22 protein-coding genes are annotated in these 21,881 nt (G+C 69.1%); 14 read left to right on the top strand and 8 right to left on the bottom strand.

The window, feature by feature from the left end:
- Positions 1 to 57: 57 nt before the first annotated feature.
- Together tilS and ACT53Q_RS02670 are read right to left on the bottom strand one after the other, a co-directional pair.
- Entirely contained in the window at positions 58 to 1,371 is a 1,314-nt protein-coding gene (gene tilS, locus ACT53Q_RS02675; RefSeq protein ID WP_476185088.1) for a tRNA lysidine(34) synthetase TilS, read from the bottom strand.
- Between the two features lie 37 nt (positions 1,372 to 1,408).
- Positions 1,409 to 2,158: a tetratricopeptide repeat protein gene (locus ACT53Q_RS02670; protein WP_476185087.1), complete on the bottom strand. Its 750-nt coding sequence runs from the start codon at positions 2,156 to 2,158 to the stop codon at positions 1,409 to 1,411.
- 273 nt (positions 2,159 to 2,431) lie between these two features.
- On the opposite strand from ACT53Q_RS02670, the gene ACT53Q_RS02665 reads away from it, so the two are divergent.
- The 8 genes from ACT53Q_RS02665 (at position 2,432) to ACT53Q_RS02630 (ending at position 8,446) form a co-directional block, all read left to right on the top strand.
- Positions 2,432 to 3,013 carry a GNAT family N-acetyltransferase gene (locus ACT53Q_RS02665; protein WP_476185086.1) on the top strand — a complete coding sequence of 194 codons (582 nt, stop codon included), beginning with the start codon at positions 2,432 to 2,434 and terminating at the stop codon, positions 3,011 to 3,013.
- Positions 3,010 to 3,870 (top strand): SAM-dependent methyltransferase, encoded by an 861-nt coding sequence (locus ACT53Q_RS02660; RefSeq protein ID WP_476185085.1) that lies wholly within the window; start codon positions 3,010 to 3,012, stop codon positions 3,868 to 3,870. The genes ACT53Q_RS02665 and ACT53Q_RS02660 overlap by 4 nt, the downstream gene beginning before the upstream one ends.
- A gap of 171 nt (positions 3,871 to 4,041) precedes the next feature.
- Complete coding sequence (locus ACT53Q_RS02655; protein WP_476185084.1) at positions 4,042 to 4,320, top strand: hypothetical protein; 279 nt, start codon at positions 4,042 to 4,044, stop codon at positions 4,318 to 4,320.
- Positions 4,321 to 4,386: 66 nt separating this feature from the next.
- Complete coding sequence (locus ACT53Q_RS02650; RefSeq protein ID WP_476185083.1) at positions 4,387 to 6,162, top strand: GGDEF domain-containing protein; 1,776 nt, start codon at positions 4,387 to 4,389, stop codon at positions 6,160 to 6,162.
- A 16-nt stretch (positions 6,163 to 6,178) separates the two neighbouring features.
- Complete coding sequence (locus ACT53Q_RS02645) at positions 6,179 to 6,844, top strand: HD domain-containing protein (protein WP_476185082.1); 666 nt, start codon at positions 6,179 to 6,181, stop codon at positions 6,842 to 6,844.
- Entirely contained in the window at positions 6,841 to 7,647 is an 807-nt protein-coding gene (locus tag ACT53Q_RS02640) for a sulfurtransferase (RefSeq protein ID WP_476185081.1), read from the top strand. Before ACT53Q_RS02645 ends, ACT53Q_RS02640 begins: the two co-directional genes overlap by 4 nt.
- Before the next feature lie 27 nt (positions 7,648 to 7,674).
- The gene (locus ACT53Q_RS02635; RefSeq protein ID WP_476185080.1) at positions 7,675 to 7,830 is read left to right on the top strand and encodes a hypothetical protein; all 156 of its coding nucleotides are present in this window, start codon (positions 7,675 to 7,677) and stop codon (positions 7,828 to 7,830) included.
- A gap of 10 nt (positions 7,831 to 7,840) precedes the next feature.
- Positions 7,841 to 8,446, top strand: a complete 606-nt coding sequence (locus ACT53Q_RS02630) for a YdeI/OmpD-associated family protein (protein WP_476185079.1) — start codon at positions 7,841 to 7,843, stop codon at positions 8,444 to 8,446.
- Between the two features lie 18 nt (positions 8,447 to 8,464).
- Here ACT53Q_RS02630 and ACT53Q_RS02625 read toward each other — a convergent pair whose 3' ends face one another.
- Positions 8,465 to 8,785, bottom strand: coding sequence for a hypothetical protein (locus ACT53Q_RS02625; RefSeq protein ID WP_476185078.1), 321 nt, complete (start codon positions 8,783 to 8,785; stop codon positions 8,465 to 8,467).
- 163 nt (positions 8,786 to 8,948) lie between these two features.
- Positions 8,949 to 10,724 carry a M14 family metallopeptidase gene (locus tag ACT53Q_RS02620; protein ID WP_476185077.1) on the bottom strand — a complete coding sequence of 592 codons (1,776 nt, stop codon included), beginning with the start codon at positions 10,722 to 10,724 and terminating at the stop codon, positions 8,949 to 8,951.
- A 126-nt stretch (positions 10,725 to 10,850) separates the two neighbouring features.
- Here ACT53Q_RS02620 and ACT53Q_RS02615 point away from each other — a divergent pair, with 126 nt between their 5' ends.
- Genes ACT53Q_RS02615 through ACT53Q_RS02605 form a run of 3 tightly spaced genes read left to right on the top strand, consistent with a single transcriptional unit; the run spans position 10,851 to position 13,765 of the window.
- The gene (locus tag ACT53Q_RS02615) at positions 10,851 to 11,495 is read left to right on the top strand and encodes a glutathione S-transferase family protein (RefSeq protein WP_476185076.1); all 645 of its coding nucleotides are present in this window, start codon (positions 10,851 to 10,853) and stop codon (positions 11,493 to 11,495) included.
- Complete coding sequence (locus tag ACT53Q_RS02610) at positions 11,492 to 13,096, top strand: POT-type proton-dependent oligopeptide transporter (protein WP_476185075.1); 1,605 nt, start codon at positions 11,492 to 11,494, stop codon at positions 13,094 to 13,096. Before ACT53Q_RS02615 ends, ACT53Q_RS02610 begins: the two co-directional genes overlap by 4 nt.
- A gap of 48 nt (positions 13,097 to 13,144) precedes the next feature.
- A complete protein-coding gene (locus ACT53Q_RS02605; RefSeq protein ID WP_476185074.1) occupies positions 13,145 to 13,765 on the top strand; it encodes a rhomboid family intramembrane serine protease in 621 nt (206 codons plus the stop codon).
- A gap of 47 nt (positions 13,766 to 13,812) precedes the next feature.
- Here the strand turns inward: ACT53Q_RS02605 and ACT53Q_RS02600 are convergent, their stop codons facing one another.
- Positions 13,813 to 13,992, bottom strand: coding sequence for a hypothetical protein (locus ACT53Q_RS02600; RefSeq protein WP_476185073.1), 180 nt, complete (start codon positions 13,990 to 13,992; stop codon positions 13,813 to 13,815).
- Between the two features lie 521 nt (positions 13,993 to 14,513).
- On the opposite strand from ACT53Q_RS02600, the gene ACT53Q_RS02595 reads away from it, so the two are divergent.
- Together ACT53Q_RS02595 and ACT53Q_RS02590 are read left to right on the top strand one after the other, a co-directional pair.
- Positions 14,514 to 14,723 (top strand): cold-shock protein, encoded by a 210-nt coding sequence (locus ACT53Q_RS02595; RefSeq protein WP_137851067.1) that lies wholly within the window; start codon positions 14,514 to 14,516, stop codon positions 14,721 to 14,723.
- Positions 14,724 to 14,951: 228 nt separating this feature from the next.
- Positions 14,952 to 15,821 (top strand): DUF3298 and DUF4163 domain-containing protein, encoded by an 870-nt coding sequence (locus ACT53Q_RS02590; RefSeq protein ID WP_476185072.1) that lies wholly within the window; start codon positions 14,952 to 14,954, stop codon positions 15,819 to 15,821.
- Here ACT53Q_RS02590 and ACT53Q_RS02585 read toward each other — a convergent pair.
- Positions 15,811 to 16,671, bottom strand: coding sequence for an NAD-dependent protein deacetylase (locus ACT53Q_RS02585; RefSeq protein ID WP_476185172.1), 861 nt, complete (start codon positions 16,669 to 16,671; stop codon positions 15,811 to 15,813). The genes ACT53Q_RS02590 and ACT53Q_RS02585 overlap by 11 nt on opposite strands.
- 109 nt (positions 16,672 to 16,780) lie before the next feature.
- Positions 16,781 to 18,964, bottom strand: a complete 2,184-nt coding sequence (locus ACT53Q_RS02580) for a M3 family metallopeptidase (RefSeq protein WP_476185071.1) — start codon at positions 18,962 to 18,964, stop codon at positions 16,781 to 16,783.
- Positions 18,965 to 19,194: 230 nt separating this feature from the next.
- Here ACT53Q_RS02580 and ACT53Q_RS02575 point away from each other — a divergent pair, with 230 nt between their 5' ends.
- Complete coding sequence (locus tag ACT53Q_RS02575) at positions 19,195 to 21,453, top strand: TonB-dependent receptor (protein ID WP_476185070.1); 2,259 nt, start codon at positions 19,195 to 19,197, stop codon at positions 21,451 to 21,453.
- Between the two features lie 159 nt (positions 21,454 to 21,612).
- On the opposite strand, the gene ACT53Q_RS02570 is transcribed toward ACT53Q_RS02575, so the two are convergent.
- Positions 21,613 to 21,843, bottom strand: coding sequence for a hypothetical protein (locus tag ACT53Q_RS02570; RefSeq protein ID WP_476185069.1), 231 nt, complete (start codon positions 21,841 to 21,843; stop codon positions 21,613 to 21,615).
- Positions 21,844 to 21,881: the final 38 nt, after the last annotated feature.

The following is a 21,881-nucleotide window of genomic DNA, read 5'->3' as shown; positions in this document are numbered from 1 at the left end:
GGTTTTTCATGCACAGCGCATATCGGATGCGGGGAGGTCGCCGGCGTGCGGGTGGCGTCAGGTCCGGGTCCACGCGAGCGTCGCGCCGCGTTCCGCCAGCCACGACGCGAAACCGGCGTCGAGGAAGCGATCGCCGGCGGCCAGCAGCGTGCCGTCGGCGGCGCTCAGCAGCGGCAGCCGGGCGCGTTCCCACGGCGGCAGGCCGGCGTCCTGCAGCAGGTGCTTGAGCGCGTGACGGTGCGTGCGGCCGGGCAGCCGCAGGCGCTCGCCGCCGCGGCGCGCGTGGACGAGGCACGGGCCGGGCAGGGCCTCCGCGCCGGTCAGCGCGAGCCGGTCGCCGTTCGGCAGCGCCAGCGGCACGCGGCCGTCCCAGTCGCAGGACCAGCCCGCCGGCAGCGCGTGGCGCGGATCGACCGCGTGCAGGGCGTCACGCCAGCGCCGGAACGTCCGGCCGTGCCAGTCGACCGACGGCTGGCGATCCGGCGGGAGCGTCGCGTCCAGCAGGTGCGCCTCGATCCGCGCCACGGCCGCGGCCGACAGCGGCGGCCAGCCCAGCGTCGTCGCCCACAGGCGGAGCACCCGCGCGCGTTCCGGCGGCGCCAGCGCGCGCAGTACGGGTATCGACAGTGCTTCGTCGTCGGTGCGCACGTTCGCCAGCGCCGCGCGATCGTGTCCGGCCAGCAGCTCGGCCGATTCGCCGGCGAGCGTCGCCGCCCGGGCGAAGCCGGCGTCGGCGTGCGGCCAGCGTTCGCGCAGCAGCGGCAGCACGCGGTGGCGCAGGAAATTGCGGTCGAAGGCGGGATCGGCGTTGGTCGGATCCTCGATCCAGCGCAGGCCGCGGGCCTCGGCATAGGCGAGCAGCGCGCCGCGCGGGGTTTCCAGCAACGGCCGCCACAGCCAGCCGTCGCCGAACCGGCGCCACGGCCGCATCGCCGCCAGCCCCTCGGGCCCGGAGCCGCGCAGGGCGTGCAGCAGGAAGGTTTCGGCCTGGTCTTCGCGATGCTGGGCGAGGGCGAGGCAGTCGCCCGGCCGCATCGACGCCGCGAACGCGGCGCGGCGGGCCTCGCGCGCCGCGGCTTCGGGGCCGAGGCCGCTGTCGCGCGGCACAGTCACGCGATGGACGTCCAGCGCGATGCCCAGCGCCGCGCAGACCTCGGCGCAATGCGTCGCCCAGGCGTCGGCGTCGGCATGCAGGCCGTGGTGCACGTGGACGGCGCGCAGGCCGCGGGCGCGGATCGCCGGATCGCTCGCCAGCCGGTGCAGCAGCACGGTGGAATCGAGCCCGCCGCTGTACGCCGCCAGCACGGCGCCGTCGGCGGTCGCGCAGGGGATCAGGTCGAGGTTTGGCAGCGGGGCGGGCGCGTCGCGCATGCCGTCATGCTACCGGCCCGGAGGCCGGCGCCGAGGTTCAGGCCGGCAGCGAGGCCAGTTCGCGCTTGGCCGTCTCCACCCACGGCTTCTGCTGGCGTTGGTAGTACTTGGGCGCCAGGCCGGTGCGCTTGATCGAAGTGCGGAACACCTCGGCCGCCTCGGCGTTCCGGCCGGCGCGGCGCAGCAACTGGCCATAGCGCACCCGCGCTTCCTCGCCCGGGTAGCCGTCGGCCAGCGCCGCGTACTCGTGCAGCGCCGCCGGTACGTCGTTGACGGCCTCCAGGCAGCGGGCGTAGACCAGATGGCCTTCGGGCGAGCGGAAATCGGGATTGGCCGCGATCAGCGCGTCCAGCGTCTGCTTCGCTTCCGCCGGCAGGTCCAGCGCAAACTGCGCGCGGGCCAGCCCCAGCATCAGGTCGGGATCGGTGGCGTACAGCCCGCGCAGGCCGGAGCGGTACATCTCCGCCGCCTGCTGGTAGTCGCCGCTGTCGAAGCATTCCTGCGCCAGCCGCTTGCGGTTCTCCAGGGTGTCGGCAACGTCGAGCTGGCGCGACGCCTGGCGCTTGCGGCGTTCGGGATCGATGCGGTCGTGGGCCTGGTTCAGCACCTGCCGCGCCGCGCGGTTGTGGCGCAGGTCGGGCAGCAGTTCGGCGATGACGTAGGCGGTCACGCCGATGAAGGAGCCGGCCATCAGGATGAAGATCCACCAGTAGGCACGCCGCGTGCGCACCGCGTGGACGATGCAGGCGATCTGGACCAGCGCGGACAGCGACAGCAGTGGGTACATCGGCGGGCTCTCAGAGCAGTTTGTCGGCGGGTGCGCGCGGCCCCCGCCGCGATCGCCCGCGAGTGTAGACAGCGCCCCGGGGGCACTCAAGCCCGCAGCCGCCGCGCGCATCCCTGCTATCGTGCGCCGGTGCGCCATGGTCGGGTCCTGCGACCGTGCCCGCAGCAGGAGAACGACGATGTCGCCGCAAGCCCCCCACGCCCCGACGTCCGCGACGATCCGCGCAGCGTCCGTGTCCCGCGTCCCGCGATGGCCCGCGCCACTGGAGGTGCCATGACCGGCCCCTCGACGGACGGCAGCATCGACTGGTGCTTCGACACCCCGCGCCTGCACGGGCGCCTGGTCGACGAGCGCGATCGCGACCTCTACCGCGCGCTCTACACCGACCCGGCGATGATGGCGCACATCGGCCCCGCGCTCGCACGCGATGCCGCCGATGCGCTGCATGCGAAGGTCTGCGGCTGGAACCGCGAAACGCCGATGCGCGCGCGCTACTGGCGCATGAGCCTGCGCGACACCGACGAGGCGGTCGGCATGCAGTCCATCCTGCGCAGCGACGATGCGCCCGGCAGCGTCGAACTGGGACTGATGGTCCTGCCGCGCTTCCAGGGCATGCAGTACGGGCTGGAGATCACCGCGGGCGTGCTCGACCACCTGTTCGATCCGCGCTGGAAGCTCGATCTGCAGACGGTGATCGCCCGCCACGTGCCGGCGAACCTCGGCGTCGGCCGGCTCGGCGAACTGCTGCAGTTCGACGCCTGCCGCCTGCCGGGCCCCGATGCCTCGGGCCTGCGCATGACCCGCGAGATATGGGCTGCCGTCCGTGCCGCCCGCAGCGAAGGCGATGCGCCATGAGCGGGCCGGGCAGCTACTGCGCCGTCGGTCTGGGCATGATGCTCGGCGCGCACCTCAGCCCGCGCTGCCGCAGCGAGATCGAGCAGGCGGACGTCGTCTTCGGGCTGGTGTCGGACGCGATCGTCGAACTGTGGCTGGCGCAGTTGCGGCCCGACGTCCGCAGCCTCCAGCCGTTCTACGCCGAGGGCAAGCGGCGCACCGACAGCTACCGCGAGATGATCGACGCGATGCTCGCCGAAGTGCGCGCCGGCAAGCGCGTCTGCGGCGTGTTCTACGGCCATCCGGGCGTGTTCGCGCAGGTGCCGCACCATGCCGTCGCCGCCGCGCGCGCCGAAGGGTTCGAGGCGACGATGCATCCCGGCATCTCGGCGGAGGACTGCCTCTACGCCGACCTCGGCATCGATCCCGGCACCTGCGGCTGCCAGCATTTCGAGGCCAGCCAGATGATGTTCTTCCGGCGGCGCATCGACCCGTCGGCCTATCTCGTGCTCTGGCAGATCGGCCTCGCCGGCGACCGCAGCCTGTCCCGCTACACCACCGACGCCCCGCACCTGCACCTGCTGGTGGAACTGCTGGAGGCGCAGGGCTATCCGCCGGACCACGAGGTCGTGGTCTACGAGGCGGCGACCCTGCCGATCGCGCAGCCGCGGATCGACCGCATCCCGCTGTCCGCGTTGCCCCGCACCGAACTGCGGCTGCAGACCACGCTGGTGCTGCCGCCGGCCTGGCCGATGCAGCGCGACGAGGCGGTGCTGGCGCGGCTGGCGGCGCTGGACGCCGCACTGGCCCGTGCACAGGCCGGGGCAGGCGAGGGAGCGAAATCGGTACTTTTGCCGGAAACCCCCAGAAGTGATTGATATGAATGATCTTTTCGCATAGCCTGCGAATGCGGTCGTTCCGGTGCCGATTCCGGTTTGGGGAAAGCCGTTTGAGATCAAGGGGTTGTACCGAAGCGTCGCGGCAATCGTGACGGTCTGGCCGACAAGCGGTCGGCAGTCCGTTGAAACATCAGCAGAAGGGGGGAGTCGATGTCGAATGTGATCCAGTTTCTCGAGTCCATGGGTGCCAATGCGGCCATGGCGAGGATGTCCGCCGGGGAATACGAAGCCGTCATCGCGGGTCTGGTCGGGGAAGGCGAGTGCAGGACCGCGCTGATGCGCCGGGACCCGCGCGCGCTGACCCGCGCGCTCAACGGTCGCGACGTCATGATGTGCATGGTCTTCGCGCCCGACGAGAACGAGCAGGAAAAGGCGCCGGGCGAAGAGCGCGAAGACGAGAAGGGCCCGGACGACAAGAGTCTCGAATAATCCGAATCACGCGTCACTGAGAGATTGAGGTCTCCCCCTATGCAACGGAAGCATTTGGCAGTCCTGTTGGTTTCGCTGTTCTTGTTCTCGACGGGGACCGGCGCGCTCGCGGCCGGGAGGTCCTTCGACGCCGAACTGGCGGAGGCGGACCAGATCAGGAGCGCGCAGCCGAAGGCGTTTCTGGAGTTGCTCGGGCAGCTCCAGAAACAACGCAAGTCGGCCACGCGCAGCCAGGAAGAACGGCTGCGCTACCTCGAGGCCTACGCGCTCGGGGTGTACCGCGACAAGCCGGAAGACAGCATCCGGATGGCGTCGGCGCTGTTCGACGAGACCAAGGACGTGACCCTGAAGTACCGGGCCGGCAGCCTGGTCGCCAACCTGGCGGGTCTCAAGCGCGATTTCAGCACCGGTCTGCGCTTCCTGCAGAAGACGCTGGCCATCCGCAACAAGGTGGCGAACAAGGACATCCGCCACGATGGCATCGGTGCGGCCGCGGTCCTCTACAACGAGATCGGCCAGTACCAGATCGCGCTGAACTACGCGCGCGAGATGCTGGCGGACAACCCCGGTCCGCGCACCAAGTGCGCCGCCGGTTACGTCGAGATCCAGTCGCAGCTCGAATTGCATCAATTGCCGAAGGGCGACGACGCGGTGCAGAGCGTCATCAACGCCTGCTCCTCGATCCATGAAGTCATCCCGCTCAACCTCGCCAAGGTGGTGCTGGCCCGCAAGTGGGCGGGCGAGGAACGCCTGCCGGATGCGGTCAAGCTGCTGGAAGACGCCCTGCCCGAGATCGAGCGCACGCGCTACCCGCGCCTGATCGCCGGCGTGCACGCCTTCATCGGCGAGTTCAAGCTCAAGCTCGGCGACGTCGAGTCGGCCGAGAAGCACGCGAACATGACGATCGCCCTCGGCGAGCAGATCAAGTCGTCGGCCACGCTCGTCAGCGCCTACAACACCCTGTACCAGATCGCGTCGCGGCACGAGAAGCCGACGATGGCGCTGGAGCTGTACAAGCACTACGCCGAATCCGAGATCGCGCGCCAGAACGACGTGAAGGCACGCGAGCTGGCCTACGAGATCGTGCGCCACGAAACCCTGCGCCAGACCCAGCAGATCGCGCTGCAGGATCGTGCGATCAAGATCCTGCAACTGCAGCGCACGCTCGATCGCGAGAGCGCGCAGAAGGCGCGGCTGGCGATGGTGTTCCTGCTGCTGCTGCTCGCGGCCGCGGTGTTCTGGGCCATCCAGGTCAAGCGCCACCAGGCGCAGTTGCAGCGTCTCGCGCAGACCGACGGTCTCACCGGGCTGCGCAACCGCCACTTCTTCAGCCAGAAGGCGGAGCGCACGCTGGTCGAGGCCGCACGCGCCGGCGACACCGCGGCGCTGGTCATGTTCGACCTCGACCACTTCAAGGCGATCAACGACACCTACGGCCACGGCGCCGGCGACTGGGTGCTGAAGCAGGTCGGCAAGACCTGCGCCGCGCATTGCCGCCGCATCGACTACCTCAGCCGCATCGGCGGCGAGGAGTTCGCGGTGCTGCTGCGCGGCTTCGATCTTGCTGCCGGCGCGCGCCTGGCCGAGGACTGCCGCTCGCAGCTGGCGCAGATCGACACCCGCGAGAGCGGCTATTCGTTCGTCGTCACTGCCAGCTTCGGCGTCAGTTCGACCGCCGAATCGGGCTACGACCTGTCGCGCCTGCTGTCGCACGCCGACCAGATGCTGTACCGCGCGAAGAACGAAGGCCGCAACCGCGTCTGCGCCTACACCGCCGAAACCGCGGCCGAACGCCGCGCCTCGGCGAAGCGTTCGCCCACGCTGACGGTCGTCGGCGGTTGATGGCCCGAGGGCGGCGGTGACGTCGTCTCCCGTTTCCGGCGCGCCCGCGCCGGAGGACGGGACGGCAGCCCTGCCGCCCGAGCAGGCCCGGGCATTGCGCGAGGCCTACGCCACGCCGCCACGGGCGTACCACCATTTCGGCCACGTCATCGAGACGCTCGCGCACTTCCGCAGCGTCGCCGAAGGCCCGGGCTGGCAGGCGCCGGACGCGGTCCGGTTCGCACTGCTCTATCACGACGCGATCTACGTCCCGGGCCGCAAGGACAACGAGGCGCGCTCCGCCGATCTCGCGCGCGAGCACCTGTGCCGATGGCCGCCCGTCGCCGGTGTCGACATCGACCGCGTGGAAGCGCTGATCCTGCTCACCGCCCGCCACGGCGGGCTGCGCAGCGGTGATTTCCCCGACACGCCGGAAGGCGAGGACACGCGGCGGTTCCTGGACTGCGACATGGCGATCCTCGGCGCCGCGCCCGAGGCCTTCGCCGCCTACGATCGCGCCATCGCCGAGGAATACCGCGCGGTTCCGCGCTGGCTGTACCGGCGCAAGCGCCGCGCCTTCTTCCGCAGGCTGCTCGACAGCGAGCGCATCTTCCTCAGCGACTTCTTCCGCGACCGCTTCGAGGCGCAGGCACGCCGCAACCTCGCGAACGTGCTGGCGACGGGCGGTAAAATTGCGGGATGACATTGCCTGCCGACGCCTCCGCCACCGATGCGGTTCCCGCCATCGAACACATCGCCGCCTACCGCTTCGTCGCGGTGGACGATCCCGCCGCGCTCGCCGAACGACTGCGCGCCTCTGCCGAAGCGAAAGACCTGCGCGGCACGGTGCTGGTGGCACCGGAAGGGCTGAATCTGTTCCTCGCCGGCGCGCCCGATGCGATCGCCGGCTTCCTCGCCGAACTGCGCGCCGATCCGCGTTTCGCCGACCTCGTGGTCCGCGCCACCCGCTGCGCCTCGATGCCGTTCGCGCGGCTGAAGGTGAAGGTCAAGGCCGAGATCATCGCGTTCCGCCAGCCCGACGCCACGCCGCTCGCGTCGCGCGCGCCCGCGGTCGCGCCGGCGACGCTCGCGCGCTGGATCGCGCAGGGCGCCGACGACGCCGGTCGCCGGCTGGTGCTGCTCGACACGCGCAACCGCGAGGAGATCGCGCACGGCACCTTCGACGGCGCGCTCGTGCTGCCGATCGACAATTTCGTCGACCTGCCGACGGCGGTGCTGGCCGAGCGCGAGGCGCTGGTCGACGCGACCGTCGTCAGCTTCTGCACCGGCGGCATTCGCTGCGAAAAGGCGGCGCTGTGGATGCACGCGCAGGGCCTGGACAACGTGCTGCAGCTGGATGGCGGCATCCTCGGCTATTTCGAGGCGGTCGGCGGCTTCGGCTACCGCGGCGGCTGCTTCGTGTTCGATGAACGCGTGGCGCTCGATCCCGCGCTGGCTCCCGTTCGCGCCCGGGAACGGGCAGAATCGCTGCCTGGCACCCACTGAGCGAGGCGCACGGCAACGATGGCGGACATGGGCTGGATCGGACTGGTGCTGGCCATCGTCGCGGCGTATTTCGCGATCAAGGTGGTCAAGTTCCTGTTCAAGCTGCTGTGGTGGGGCATGGTGCTGGCCGGCGCGTACTGGTTCCTCGCGCCGATGCTGGACCTGCCGCGGCCGTTCGGCTGAGGACATCGCGATGGGTGAACGCGACCCGCGCATCGATGCCTACATCGCGAAGGCCGCACCGTTCGCACGGCCGATCCTCGAACACCTGCGCGCGCTGGTCCATGCGACCTGCCCGGATGCGGACGAGACGATCAAGTGGGGCATGCCGTTCTTCGTCGTCGGTGGCGCGTCGCTGTGCCACATGGCGGCGTTCAAGCAGCACGCCGCGTTCGGGTTCTGGCGCCACGTCGAGGTGATGGGCGGCGAACGCCCGGCCGAAGGAATGGGCAGCTTCGGCAAGCTGGCGACGCTCGACGACCTGCCGCCGAAGCGCACGCTCGCAACGTTGCTGAAGCGCGCCGCGGCGCTCAATGCCTCGGGCACGAAACCGCCCCGTGCGACCGCGAAGAAGACGCCCGCGCCGCTGCCGGAGATGCCGGCCGACTTCGCCGTGGCGCTGGATGGCGTGCCGGCCGCACGTCGCACCTGGGACGGCTTTTCGTCGAGTCACCATCGCGAATACCTCGAATGGATCCTCGGTGCGAAGCGCGCCGAGACCCGCGCGAAGCGCATCGCCCAGGCCGTCGAATGGCTGGCCGAGGGCAAGTCGCAGAACTGGAAGTACCAGAAGCGCTGAGCACTTGCGAAGAACCGGTCAGGGTGCTGCGGGCGCGTCCCGGTAGAGCCGCAGGAACCGGAACATCTTCGGCCACTCTTCCCGCGGCTTGAAGACGATGGCCACTTCCCGGTGTCCCAGGGCTGATTCGGTCAGAACGACATGGTCCTCGACCCGTTTCGCGTTTTCGAATTCCTGTTCGTTGGCCTTGCAGACCGCCTTGAAGAACGGGCCTGACAACCACGCGTGGACTTCAGGCGTATCCCGGAACTCCAGGTAGCCGGCCAGCGATGCGTGCGCGACCGCGACCATGGCAAAGCCGAGCGGGACGTCGTCCCTGACGAGGATGTACATTTTCATGAGCGGAAATCCGGAACGAAGTGAAGGCGCAAAAGGTCGGCCTGCCGGGTTGGCAGACAATGGGTCGCTTCAAGTTCGTTCGCGGATGCTTGCGATCATGGGGCAGTGATACCACGCATTGCATGACGCCTGCAATTTCCAGCAGGCATGTCGGGTCTTGCGGTCACGGCGCGGCGTCGACCCGCAGTACCGGATACAGCCCGAAGCGTTCGTCCCAGGCGCTGTGCCGGCGGTAGAAGAACGCGAGGCGCGCGGCCGGATCGGCGGCGAACGTCGGATCGTCCTTCAGCTTCTGCTCGAACGCGGCCTTCAGCGCCGGATCGTGGGCGAGCATGTCGCGGGCCACGTCCTCGGCGACGTAGTCCTCCATGTATTCCTTCTGCTCGAAGGCGTTGTTGAACTCGCCCCACGCGAGCAGCGAATCCGGTGCCTGCGGCTCCAGCAGCGACATCAGCAGCCGCGCCTTCGGCTGCGCGATCGGCACGAACAGCGCGCCGGCGCCGACGTCGCGGGTTTCCGGCGCCCACGCGCCTTCGACCGTCAGCCGCTGGTGGCTTTCGGTCGGCGCGGCGGAAAAGGTCGGCGTCTCGTCGCGGAATGTCTGCACCGCCAGCGCGGGATGCGCGGCGTCGAGGCGCGAGAACGCGATGCCGTGCTGCCGCAGCTTGACGGCAACGAGGTCCGCCCATGCGGCCGGCACCACGTAGCCGGCCTTCGGTGCGTCGACGACCAGCGCCGGCACGATCTCGTCGCGCAGCGGCAGCTTCCACACTTGCGGGGTCTTGTCGTCGTAGCGCGTCATCAGTGCGCCGGAGACCTCGGACGGCGTGCGCGTGTAGGCGTAGCCGAGGAAATCGATCGTGCGGACCTTGTCGGTCGCCTTCCAGGTCAGCGGCACGGCGTCGCCGCCGAGCGTGGCTGCGCGGGTGTCCGCGGCGTCGGCGAGGCGGCGCCATTCCGCGCCGTGCGAGGCGGTGAGATCGAGCACGGCGAGCACCGCGTCATGGGTGATCTTCACGCGGGTGGCGTAGTCCTTCCACGAATGCGTTTCGACCAGCATCGCCAGCCGGTTGCGCAGCAGGAAATAGCCGGTGGAGAACCGCGGCGGCGCGACGCCGTCGGTGAAGCCCGAAGTCGGGTCGTCGCTCTCGACGAACGACGGGTAGAACGGCACCGGCAGCGAACCGCGCTTGCGCAGGTGCTCCAGCGTGCCGTCGCGCAGTTGCAGGCCCGCGCCGCGCAGCGCGTCGTCGCCGGCGTGCAGCGGTTCGACCTGGATCGACACGTCGTGGCGGAACTTGGCGCCGTCGGTGACGTGCAGGTCGATCGTGGCGATCGGGTCCCACGCGTTCTCCAGCGCCAGCATCGCCTGCATCTCGGGCGCGTCGGCCTTCACGTAGTCGCGGTTGAGGTTGAAGTTCTGCGCGGTGACGCGCCAGCCCATCGCCTCCGGACCGACCTGGTTCGGCCGGTTCCAGCGGCTGAAGCGTTCGTGGCCGTCGATGTTGAACACCGGCACGAAGACGAGCACGAGTTTGTCGAGCGCGCCCTTCGCGGCCTGGCCGTCGAGCACTTCGCGCAGGGCGAGGAAGCCGGCGTCCTTGCCGTCGATCTCGCCGGCGTGGATGCCGCCCTGCACCAGCAGCACCGGCAGGCCCGCGGCCTTCGCCTGCGCCGGCGTGAATGCGCCGCGGCAGCTGGCGACCAGCGCCTTCATCGGCCGGCCTTCCGGCGTGGTGCCGAAGTCGATGCAGCGCACGGTGTCGGGATACCGCTGCGCGAACGCGTCGCACAGCGCGATGACCTCCGCGTAGCGGCCGGTGCGGACGAAGCCGCTGCGTTCAGCCTCGGTGGTCAGCGGCGCGGCGGCCCGTGCGGGCAGCGCGGCGGACAGCGCGAGCGCGAGGACGGCGAGGGCGGGCAGGGCGGTCGTGCGCATGGTGATCACGGAAGCGGAGGACGATCGCGCATTGTGCCGCGATCCCGGGGTGCAGGTGCCTGTCGATGGTCATGCGCGACCGGGCGGAAGCCTGTGCGACACTGGGGTTTTCGGGCAGGAGCCGCCATGACCGCATCGTCCCAGATCCTCTATTACGCGCCCGGCGCGGCCAGTTTCCTCGTCCACTGGATGCTGCTGGAAGTCGATGCGCCGCACACGCTGGTCCTGGTCGACACCGCCGCCGGTGCGCAGAAGCGGCCGGAGTACCTGGCGCTGAATCCCAACGGCGTGGTGCCGACGCTGGTGACCGACGGCGTGCCGCATTACGAGGCCGCCGCGCTGGCGATGCATCTGGCCGATGCGTATCCCGCCGCCGGCCTCGCGCCCGCGCCCGGCGACGCGGCACGCCAGGACTACATCCAGTGGATGTTCAACCTCGCGAACATGGTGCAGCCGCTGTTCCGGCAGTGGTGGTATCCGCACGAGCCGGCTGGCGAAGCCAACGCCGAGGTGGTGCTGGCGCACGTGCGGCCGCAGATCGAGGCGCAGTGGAACCGCATCGACGCGCACCTCGCCGCGCACGGTCCGCACCTGCTCGGCGAGCGCCTGACCGCGGCCGACTTCTACCTCGTGATGCTGATGCGCTGGTCGCGGAAAATGCCGAAGCAGGCGATCGAGTGGCCGCACCTCGCCGCGCTGGCCGATCGCCTGAAGGCGCGGCCGTCGTTCGCCGAGCTGTACCGCTGCGAGGGGCTGACCGAATGGGCGTGACCGCGCGGGAAGACGCCGCGGCGCGGCTGCCGCGCCAGATCCCGTTCATCATCGGCAACGAGGCCTGCGAGCGCTTCAGCTTCTACGGGATGCGCAACATCCTGGTGCAGTTCCTGATCGGCAGCGCGCTGCTGGCCTACCTGCCCGAGGCCGAACGCGAGGGCATGGCGAAGGAGGTCTTCCACAGCTTCGTCATCGGCGTGTACTTCTTTCCGCTGCTCGGCGGCTGGCTGTCCGACCGCTTCTTCGGCAAGTACCGCACGATCTTCTGGTTCTCGCTGCTGTACTGCGCCGGCCAGTTCTGCCTGGCGCTGTTCGACGGCAACCGCACCGGCTTCTACGCGGGGCTGTTCCTCGTCGCGCTGGGCTCGGGCGGGATCAAGCCGCTGGTGTCGTCGTTCGTCGGCGACCAGTTCACCCAGGCGAACAAGCATCTGGCGAAGATCGTCTACGACGTCTTCTACTGGACGATCAATTTCGGTTCGTTCTTCGCGTCGCTGCTGATGCCGATCCTGCTGCGCGAATACGGCGCGAAGGTCGCCTTCGGCGTGCCCGGCGTGCTGATGCTGATCGCCACGCTGGTGTTCTGGCTGGGACGGCATCGCTACACCCACATGCCGGCGGCCGGGCGCGATCCCGACGCCTTCCTGCGCGTGGTCGCGACCGCGCTGCGCGGCGGTCCCGCCGGCGCCACCGGCGCGGGCACGCTGATCGCGGCCGCGGGCCTCGCACTGGCGGCGGCGCTGCTGGTCGGCTGGGCAGTGACGCCGGCGTGGTGGCCGGAGAAGTTCGGCTTCGTGATCTCGTTCTGCCTGGCGTTGGGCGCGGTGCTGCTGTTCGGCGGCATCGGCACGGCGCTGCAGCTGGAGCGCGCCCGCGGTGCGCATGCCGATGCGGCGGTGGATGGCGTGCGCGCGGTGCTGCGGATCCTGATCGTGTTCGCCATCGTCAGCCCGTTCTGGTCGCTGTTCGACCAGAAGGCCTCGACCTGGGTGCTGCAGGGCAAGCAGATGGTGGTGCCGCACGACTGGGCGCTGTGGCCGAGCTGGCTGGTGAAGGAGGCCGGCCAGATGCAGGCGCTGAACCCGCTGCTGGTGATGCTGCTGATCCCCTTCAACAACCTCGTGCTCTATCCGGCGCTGACGAAGCTGGGCTTCCGGGTGACGGCGCTGCGCCGCATGGGCTTCGGCATCGCCTTCTCCGGGCTGGCGTGGGTGTTCGCGGGCATGTTGCAGCTGTGGATCGACGGTGGCGAGCCGGTGTCGCTGGCGTGGCAGATCCTGCCCTACGCGCTGCTGACCTTCGGCGAGGTGCTGGTCTCGGCCACCGGCCTGGAGTTCGCCTACAGCCAGTCGCCGCCGGCGATGAAGGGCGTGATCATGAGTTTCTGGATGCTGTCGGTGACCTTCGGCAACGTCTGGGTGCTGCTGACCAACGCCGGCGTGAAGAGCGCGGGCATGAGCGCGGCGATTTCGGCCTCGGGGCTGGGCGAGCACGCCTTCCTGATGTTCTTCTTCGCCGGCTTCGCGTTCGTGGCGGCGCTGGCGTTCGCGCTCTATGCGCGGCGCTATCCCATGCAGGACCATTACCGTGCGGTCTGAGTTGCGACGCCGACCCGCCCCGTTCCCCTTGCGCAGGAGTGTCCGCGAATGACCGGTTACGTCACGCTCGCGCTGATCGCGGTCACCGTGGTCGTGTCATGGCAGGCCTGGGACAAACCGCGGCTGCTCGACCGGCTGATCCTGTGGCCGCCGGCGGTGGAGCGCCAGCGCCAGTACGATCGCCTGCTGACCCACGGCTTCATCCACGCCGACTGGGGCCATCTGATCTTCAACATGATCGCCCTGTACTCGTTCGGCCCGGCGATGGAAAGCTATTTCGCCGGTCGCATCACCGCGATCGGCTATCTGGTGTTCTATCTGTCGGCGGTGGTGATCGCGATCCTGCCCACCTACGTCCGCCACAAGCAGGATGCGTCGTACCGCAGTCTGGGCGCCTCGGGGGCGGTGTCGGCGGTGCTGTTCGCCTTCATCCTGCTCGATCCCTGGGCGGGCATCTACGTGTTCCTGATCCCGGTCGCGATCCCGGCCTTCCTGTTCGCCGGACTCTATCTCGGCTACACGATCTGGATGGACAAGCGCGGCGGCGACAACGTCAACCACAGCGCCCACCTGTGGGGGGCGCTCTACGGGGTGGGATTCACGCTGCTGCTGAATCCGGAGCTGGCCGCCCGCTTCGTACGGCGGTTGACCAGCCCCGGATCGTTCTAGGCCGGATCGTTCCGGGGCCGGGGCTGCGAGGCAGCGCCCACGCGTCGTCAGGCCGCGTAGGCGCTGCGGGAACCGTCGCAGCCGTAGGTCTGCAGGAGCCGCTTCAGGATCACGTGGTCCAGCAACTGGTACTCGCGGGTGGCGGTATCGCCTTGGCGGGCGAGGTCGTACAGCCGGGCGACGATGTGGTCGTCGCTGACGTTGGCGGCCGGAGGTTCGATCTGCATGGGGTCCTCGGAGACGGAGTGGTGTGGGACGGGGACACGCTGCACGGGTGATTCGAGGGTGGACAAAGCAGGAAGCGTGCCAGCCGCTTCGCGCCGCCGTCCGCGCAGGAAACATGTCGCGCTGCGTCACAATGCGGCTGCGGAGGGAGGGATCGGCACTTCTCGTCCGTCTCAAGCAAACGCCCCCGGTGGCGGTCCCGTCCGGGCAAATCCGCGAAATTCCCGAAGTTTTCCGCAGGTGCCGCCCGCGCACGGGATGGCGGGGCGCCGCCCGACCGCCGTCCGGCGGGAAAGTTCCCCCGACGGCTTCACAAAAGCCCACATTTGTGGTGTATGTTGCGCGGACTGTTCCAAGCGGGATCACGGTACATCGTGACCCGATGCGGTAGATCCAAGGTAGCAACCGTCCTCACGGTCGGCCCAGACGATCCGCTCATCGTTCGCGTTACCCCTGGCTAGACAGTCGCGGCGCCCGCAAGCGTCGTGTATCCACCCAACTGTGCATGTGAGGAGTAACACCCATGTCCGATCGTCAGAGCGGCACCGTCAAGTGGTTCAACGATGCCAAGGGCTACGGCTTCATCACCCCGGAAAGCGGCCAGGACCTGTTCGTCCATTTCCGCTCGATCCAGGGCACCGGCTTCAAGTCGCTGAAGGAAGGCCAGAAGGTCACCTTCAAGGTCGTGCAGGGCCAGAAGGGCCTGCAGGCCGACGAAGTCCAGGCGCTGTAATCCAGCGTCCACGCGTCGAAAAGGCCCCGGGCGTCCGCGCCCGGGGCTTTTTTTCGCCCGGCATTCCCTGGTCGGGGCGCTTTTCGTCCGGCATCTGCCGCCTTCCTGGACGGCATCCGTTATCCTGCTGCGCGATTCCCCCCTCACACGATCGGGTCCCCCTCCCGACACGCCCCCATGTCCATGTCGCCCCGCCTTCGCCTGCCTGCCCGGACGCCGCGCGTCCTGGTGACCGCCCTCGTCCTCGGCCTCGCCCTCGTCGCCTGCAACAAGGACAAACCGCAGCCCGCCGCGCCGCAGCCCGCCCAGGCCGCGCCCAAGCCCGCGCCGCCGCCGGAGCTGAAGGACATCATCGAACACGATGCCCGCTACGTCGTCGGCATCAGCTTCCCGCCCGAGGCGAAGAAGTACCCGGGTCTCGCCGTCGCGCTGCAGACCTATGCCGACGGCGCGCGAGCCGAACTGCTGAAGGCGGTGCAGGGCGCCGATCCGGCGAAGCAGACCTCGCCGTTCGAGTTGTCGCTTCCTTTCAGTCTGCTGCTGGAGACGCCGGACGTGGTGGCGGTCGCCGCCGACGGGTCCAGCTTCACCGGCGGCGCGCACGGCGATCCACTGGTCGCGCGCTTCGTGTGGCTGCCGAAGCAGCAGAAGATGCTCACTGCCAACGACCTGTTCGCCGATCCGAACGCGTGGACCATGCTGTCCGACTTCGCCCGCGAGCAGTTGCACGCCGCGCTGTCGCAGCGTGTGGACGCCGACGAACTGTCGCCGGAGGAACGTGCCGACGTCATGCGTTCGGTGGGGCGGATGATCGACGAAGGCACGGAGCCGGCGGCGACCACCTTCGCCGCGTTCGAGCCGGTCGCGGCGCCGGCGCCCGACAGCGGCCACCTGATGGGCCTGCGCTTCGTGTTCCCGCCGTACCAGGTCGGGCCCTACGTCGACGGTGTGCGCACGGTCGACGTGCCGACCTCGGTGCTGCTGCCGTACCTGACGCCTGCGCTGCGCCCGCTGTTCGTGGACGTGAAGCCCGCGCCCATGCCGGTGCCGACCGACGCGGCCGCCGCGCCGCAGCTGTCGCCGCAGGCTACCCCGTAGCCGTCGACGCCATCGCGGCGAGCGCGGCGGACAGCGTCGCGCCGCACTCGGCGTCCAGCCGCAGCTGCGCCAGATCGTCGGCGCGGGTGCGGCCGCGGTTGAGGATCGCCAGCGGCAGCCCGCGCTCGCGGGCGATGCGCGCGAAGCGGAAGCCGGAATACACCATCAGCGACGTGCCGACCGCGAGCATCGCGTCGGCCGCCTCCTGCGCGGCCAGCGCGCGGGCGTAGCGCTCGCGCGGGACGTTCTCGCCGAAGAACACCACGTCGGGTTTCAGCAGGCCGCCGCACACGGTGCAGTGCGGTGGCTCGAAGCGGGCCACGGCTGCGGCGTCGATGTCGGCATCGCCGTCGGGCGCGGCGCCGGCCTCGCGCGGCCGCCAGCCGGGATTCGCCGCGGCCATCCGCCCCTGCAGCGCTTCGCGCGGCGTCGCGTCGCCGCAACCCAGGCAGACCACGCGGTCCAGCCGTCCGTGCAGGTCGATCACATCGCGACTGCCGGCGCGCTGGTGCAGGCGGTCGACGTTCTGCGTGACCAGCGAGGTCAGCGACCCGCGGCGTTCCAGTTCGACCAGCGCCGCATGCGCGACGTTCGGTTGCGAGGCCGAGAAGCCCGGCCAGCCGACGTGGCTGCGTGCCCAGTAGCGGCGATAGGTGGCCGCATCGCCGGTGAAGGCCTGCCACGTCACCGGTGGCGTGCGTTTCCATGCGCCGTCGGTGTCGCGGTAGTCGGGAATGCCGGAGTCGGTGCTGACCCCGGCGCCGGTCAGCACGAACACCCGCGGATGGCGTTCGAGCCACCCGCGCAGCGCCGTCGCCGGATCGCCGGCGGCGTCGGCGGATTCGGGCATCGGGACGGGCGTCTGCGGATCGGGCGGCATGCGGGCGTCGGACCTCTCGAAGGCCGGAAACGACACCGCCCGGGCGAGCCGGGCGGTGTCGGTGCAGCGGGGAGGGCGCTTACTTGCCGGTCAGGCCGCGACGCTCCAGCAGCGGCTGGATGTACGGGTCACGACCGGAGAAGTCGTGGAACAGCACCATCGCGTCCTTCGAACCGCCGCGGCTGAGCAGCGTGTCGCGGAAGTGGTCGCCGTTCTTGCGGGTCAGGCCACCGTTCTGCTTCATCCACTCGACGCTGTCGGCGTCCAGCACTTCCGACCAGATGTAGGCGTAGTAGCCGGCCGCATAGCCGCCCATGATGTGGCTGAAGTACGGGGTGCGGTAGCGCGGCGGCACCGGCGCGTAGTCCACGCCGATGTCCTTCAGCGCCTTCGCCTCGTAGGCCATCACGCCCTTGGCGTCGGGCAGCTGGTCGGCCGGCACCTGGTGCCAGCGCTGGTCCAGCATCGCCGCGCCGAGGTACTCGGTCGTCTTGTAGCCCTGGTTGAACTGGTCGGCGGCCAGCACCTTGTCCAGCAGCGCCTTCGGCATCGCTTCGCCGGTCTGGTAGTGCTTGGCGTAGTTGGCCAGCACTTCAGGCCAGGTCGCCCACATCTCGTTGACCTGCGACGGGTACTCGACGAAGTCGCGCGGCACGTTGGTGCCGCTGAAGTACGGGTACTTCACGTTCGAGAACATGCCGTGCAGCACGTGGCCGAACTCGTGGAACGAGGTGTTGACGTCGTCCCAGGTCATCAGCGCCGGCTTGCCCGCCGCCGGCTTGGTGACGTTGAGGTGCAGCGCGACGACCGGCTTCTGGTCCAGCAGTTCGGACTGGTCGACGTAGGAGCTCATCCACGCGCCACCGCGCTTGGACGAACGCGCGTACGGGTCGACGATCACGATCGCCAGCTGCGAGCCGTCCTCGTTGGAGACGTCGTAGACGCGCACGTCTTCCTGGTAGGTCGGCAGGTCGGTGCGGCGCTTGAACTTCAGGCCGTAGAGCTTCTCGGCGGCGAAGAACACGCCGTTGTTCAGGACGTTGTCCATCTCCAGGTACGGCTTGAGCTGGGCTTCGTCGAAGTCGTACTTCGCCTTGCGCACCTTCTCGCTGTAGTACAGCCAGTCCCACGGCTCGACGGCGAAGGTCGGCTCGCCCTTGGCCTTCTGCTCGGCGTCGATCATGGCCTGCAGTTCGGCGGCTTCCTTCTTCGCGTTGGCGACGGCCGGCGGCGCCAGCTGGGCCATCATCTTGTTGATGGCGTCCGGCGTCTTGGCGGTTTCCTCGGCCACGGCGAACGCCGCGTAGTTCGGATAGCCCATGATCGCGGCGCGTTCGGCGCGCAGCTTGGCGACCTTCGAGACGATGTCGGTGTTGTCCCACTGGTTGCCGCGGCTGCCGCGGGCCATCGAGGCCTTGTAGATGCGCTCGCGCAGTGCGCGGTTGTCCATCTGCGTGGTGATGGGCTGGATCGTGGTGTTGAGCAGCGCGATCAGGAACTTGCCCTTCAGACCCTTCTTCTCGGCGGCTTCGGCCAGCGGCGCGATCTGGTCGTCGGACAGGCCCTTCAGCTCGTCGCGCGAGTCGACCACGATGGCCGAGTCGTTCACTTCGTCGAGCACGTTCTGGTTGTACTTGGTGGCGAGGGTGGCCAGCTCGGCGTTGATCGCCTTCACCCGCTCCTTCTGCTTGTCGTCCAGCTTGGCGCCGGCGCGGACGAAGTCGGTGTAGTAGCGCTCGATCAGGCGCACGCCCTGCGGGTCCAGGCCCAGGCTCTCGCGCTTGTCGTACAGCGCCTGCACGCGCTGGAACAGCTTCGGGTTGAGGTAGATGCCGTCGTAGTGCGCGGCGAACTTCGGCGAGTATTCCTCGTCCAGCTTGTCCAGCGCGTCGTTGGTGTTGGCGCTAGTGAGGTTGCCGAAGACCTTGGCGGCGCGGCCCAGCAGCTGGCCCGAACGCTCCATCGCCAAGATGGTGTTGTCGAAGGTCGGCGCCTCGGTGCTGTCGGCGATCGCCTGGATCTCCTTGACCTGGTCGGCCATGCCGCGATCGAAGGCCGGCGCGAAGTCGGTGTCCTTGATCTTGTCGAATTGCGGGTAATGCAGCGGCAGGGGGCTTTCGGAGAAGAAGGGGTTCTCGTGGGCGGCGTCGGCGGGCATGGCGGCCTTGTCGGTGGCGGGCTTCTGTTCGGCGGGTTTGTCGCAGCCGGACAGCATGGCGGCGGAAAGAGCCAGCGCCAGGGCGCAGGCGATCGGGCGATTCATTCGGACGGTCCTCGGCGGTGCGAAGGGGCGGAAAAGCACCCCCCAGAGTAGCCCACGGCCCTTCCCCCCGGCCCGTGACGAAAGGCATGGCCCGGAGCCGGGGCCGGGCCGCGGTGACGGCCCATATCACGAATTGTTTACAATCCGCCGCGCGATGCGGCTCAGTACGGTCCGGCCCGGTGGCCGGCGCCCGCCCGGTCGCGCCTCCATCCCTCTCCCCAGGATCGCCCATGACCCCCTCCTTCCGCTCCCGCCGCGCCCTGCGTCTCGGTGGCCTTGCCGTCGCCATCGGTTTCGCCCTCCCGGCGATGGCCCAGGACGCCGCTCCGGCCGCCAAGGCCGACGCGCCCGAGCTCGACGCCATCACCGTCACCGCCCAGCGCCGCACCGAGAACATCCAGGACGTGCCGGTGGCGATCACTACCGTCGATCGCGAGAAGCTGGAAGCGCTGACCACCAGCGGCGACGACATCCGCCTGCTGTCGGGCCGCCTGCCCAGCCTGAACATCGAGTCCTCGTTCGGTCGCGCCTTCCCGCGCTTCTACATCCGCGGCCTGGGCAACACCGACTTCGACCTCAACGCCTCGCAGCCGGTCTCGCTGGTGTACGACGGCGTGGTCCAGGAGAACCCGATCCTCAAGGGCTTCCCGATGTTCGATCTCGACCAGATCGAAATGGATCGCGGCCCGCAGGGCACGCTGTTCGGCCGCAACACCCCGGCCGGCGTGCTGAAGTTCGAATCGGCCCGTCCGGAAGAGACCTTCGGCGGCTATGGCCGCGTCTCCTACGGCAGCTACGGCACCTTCAACCTGGAAGGCGCGGTCACCGGCCCGCTGACCGACAAGGTCTCGGCCCGCGTGTCGGTGCTGCACCAGCGCCGCGACGACTACGTCGACAACACCTTCAACGGCGCCGGCGACGACCTCGAGGGCTACCGCGAGACCGCCGCGCGCGGCCAACTGCTGTTCAAGCCGAGCGACACCTTCGAGGCGCTGCTGAACGTGCATTCGCGCAAGCTCGACGGCACCGCGCGGCTGTTCCGCGCCGGCATCATCAAGCCGGGCACCAACGACCTGGTCGACGGCTTCAGCCGCGACCGCGTGTCGATCGACGGCCGCAACGAGCAGAACCTCGACCAGCTCGGCGGCAACCTGCGCATGCGCTGGGACCTCGGCCGCGTCAGCCTGTACTCGATCACCGGCTACGAGAGCGTCGACGCCTACAGCCGCGGCGACATCGACGGTGGCTCGGTCTACAGCTTCCCGACCGGTGCGCCGGGCGTGGCGCTGTTCCCGGCCGAATCCGCCGACGGCCTGCCCAACCATCGCCAGTACAGCCAGGAATTCCGCGTCGAGTCGAACGAGTGGGGCCGCTTCGACTGGCAGGCCGGCCTGTTCTGGTTCGACGAGAAGATCGACGTCGACAGTTTCTCGTACGACGGCTTCGGCGGCGCGGAGAACGGCTACGCCCGCCAGCACCAGGACAACACCGCGTGGGCGGTGTTCGCCTCGGGCGACTTCGATGTCACCGATCGCCTGAAGCTGCGCGGCGGCGTGCGCTACACCGACGACCGCAAGGACTTCACCGCCGAGCGCGTGGTCGGTCCGTTCGGCCCGCCGATCGCGCCGATCACCGTGCACCCGAACGACAACGACGTCAGCTGGGACCTCAGCGCCGTTTACAAGCTCAACGACCAGATCAACCTCTACGGCCGCGTCGCCAAGGGCTTCCGCGCGCCGAGCGTGCAGGGCCGCCTGATGTTCGCCGACGCCTCGCTGCCGGCCAGCGAGCTGGTGACGGTCGCCGACACCGAGACCGTGCTGTCGTGGGAAGGCGGCGTGAAGGCGCAGCTGTGGGACAACCGCCTGCGCCTGGGCGTCGCGCTGTACCGCTACGCCGTCGACAACCAGCAGCTGACCGCGGTCGGCGGCGCGACCAACATCGCGCGCCTGGTCAACGCCGACAAGACCATCGGCCAGGGCGTGGAACTCGACGCGCAGGCGTGGCTGACCGACCACCTGTTCGTCACCCTCGGCGCCAGCTTCAACGACACCGAGATCCAGGACAGGAACCTGGCCGTGTTCGGCTGCGGCGGCGGTTGCACCGTGACCGATCCGGCTGGCAGCGTGCCCGGCACTTACCGCATCGACGGCAACCCGCTGCCGCAGGCGCCGCGCAACGTCTACAACCTGACCGCGCGCTACGGCCTGCCGGTCGGCAGCGGCGAGTTCTATGCCTACACCGACTGGGCCTACCGCGGCCAGGTGAACTTCTTCCTGTACGAGTCGACCGAGTTCACCGGCAAGTCGCTGCTGGAAGGCGGCCTGCGCCTGGGCTACGCCTGGAACAACGGCGATTACGACGTGGCGCTGTTCGGCCGCAACATCACCGACGAGACCGTGGTCGTCGGCGGCATCGACTTCAACAACCTCACCGGCTTCCTCAACGAGCCGAGCACTTGGGGCGTGGAGTTCAAGGCGCGGTTCTGATGCGCGTGCGTCGATCGGCACTTCCGATCGACGTGGTCGCCTGATGCAAACAGGAACGCCGGACGGGAAACCGTCCGGCGTTCTGCGTTCCGGGCTGGCGTTCGCTGGAGATTTTCCGGCACATCAATCCCGGAGGTTTGCGACCTCATGCCGCAGCGATCATTTTTCCGAGAAATGATGGTTGTTGAGACTGGGCGGGAAGCGGTCGCCCTTCTTCACATGACGATCGTACTGGGTACCCGCATAGGCCCCGGTCGAGTCGCTGTACTGTCCGTAGGTGGCGGTCTTGGGGCACTCCTGCCCGGACCAGTACTGGCCGTTTGCCATGATGTGTGACCTGTTCAGTGAGGGAAGAGACACCACGACGGAAATCCTTCGTGGCGCTTCCATTCTCTTGGTCCGGGCCGACACTTTCGAACGCTGATCAG

The organism is Lysobacter sp. DMC97 (genome assembly GCF_056313745.1).
The sequence above is the reverse complement of the archived record's forward strand: the minus strand, read 5'-3'. Positions and strand labels throughout refer to the sequence as shown.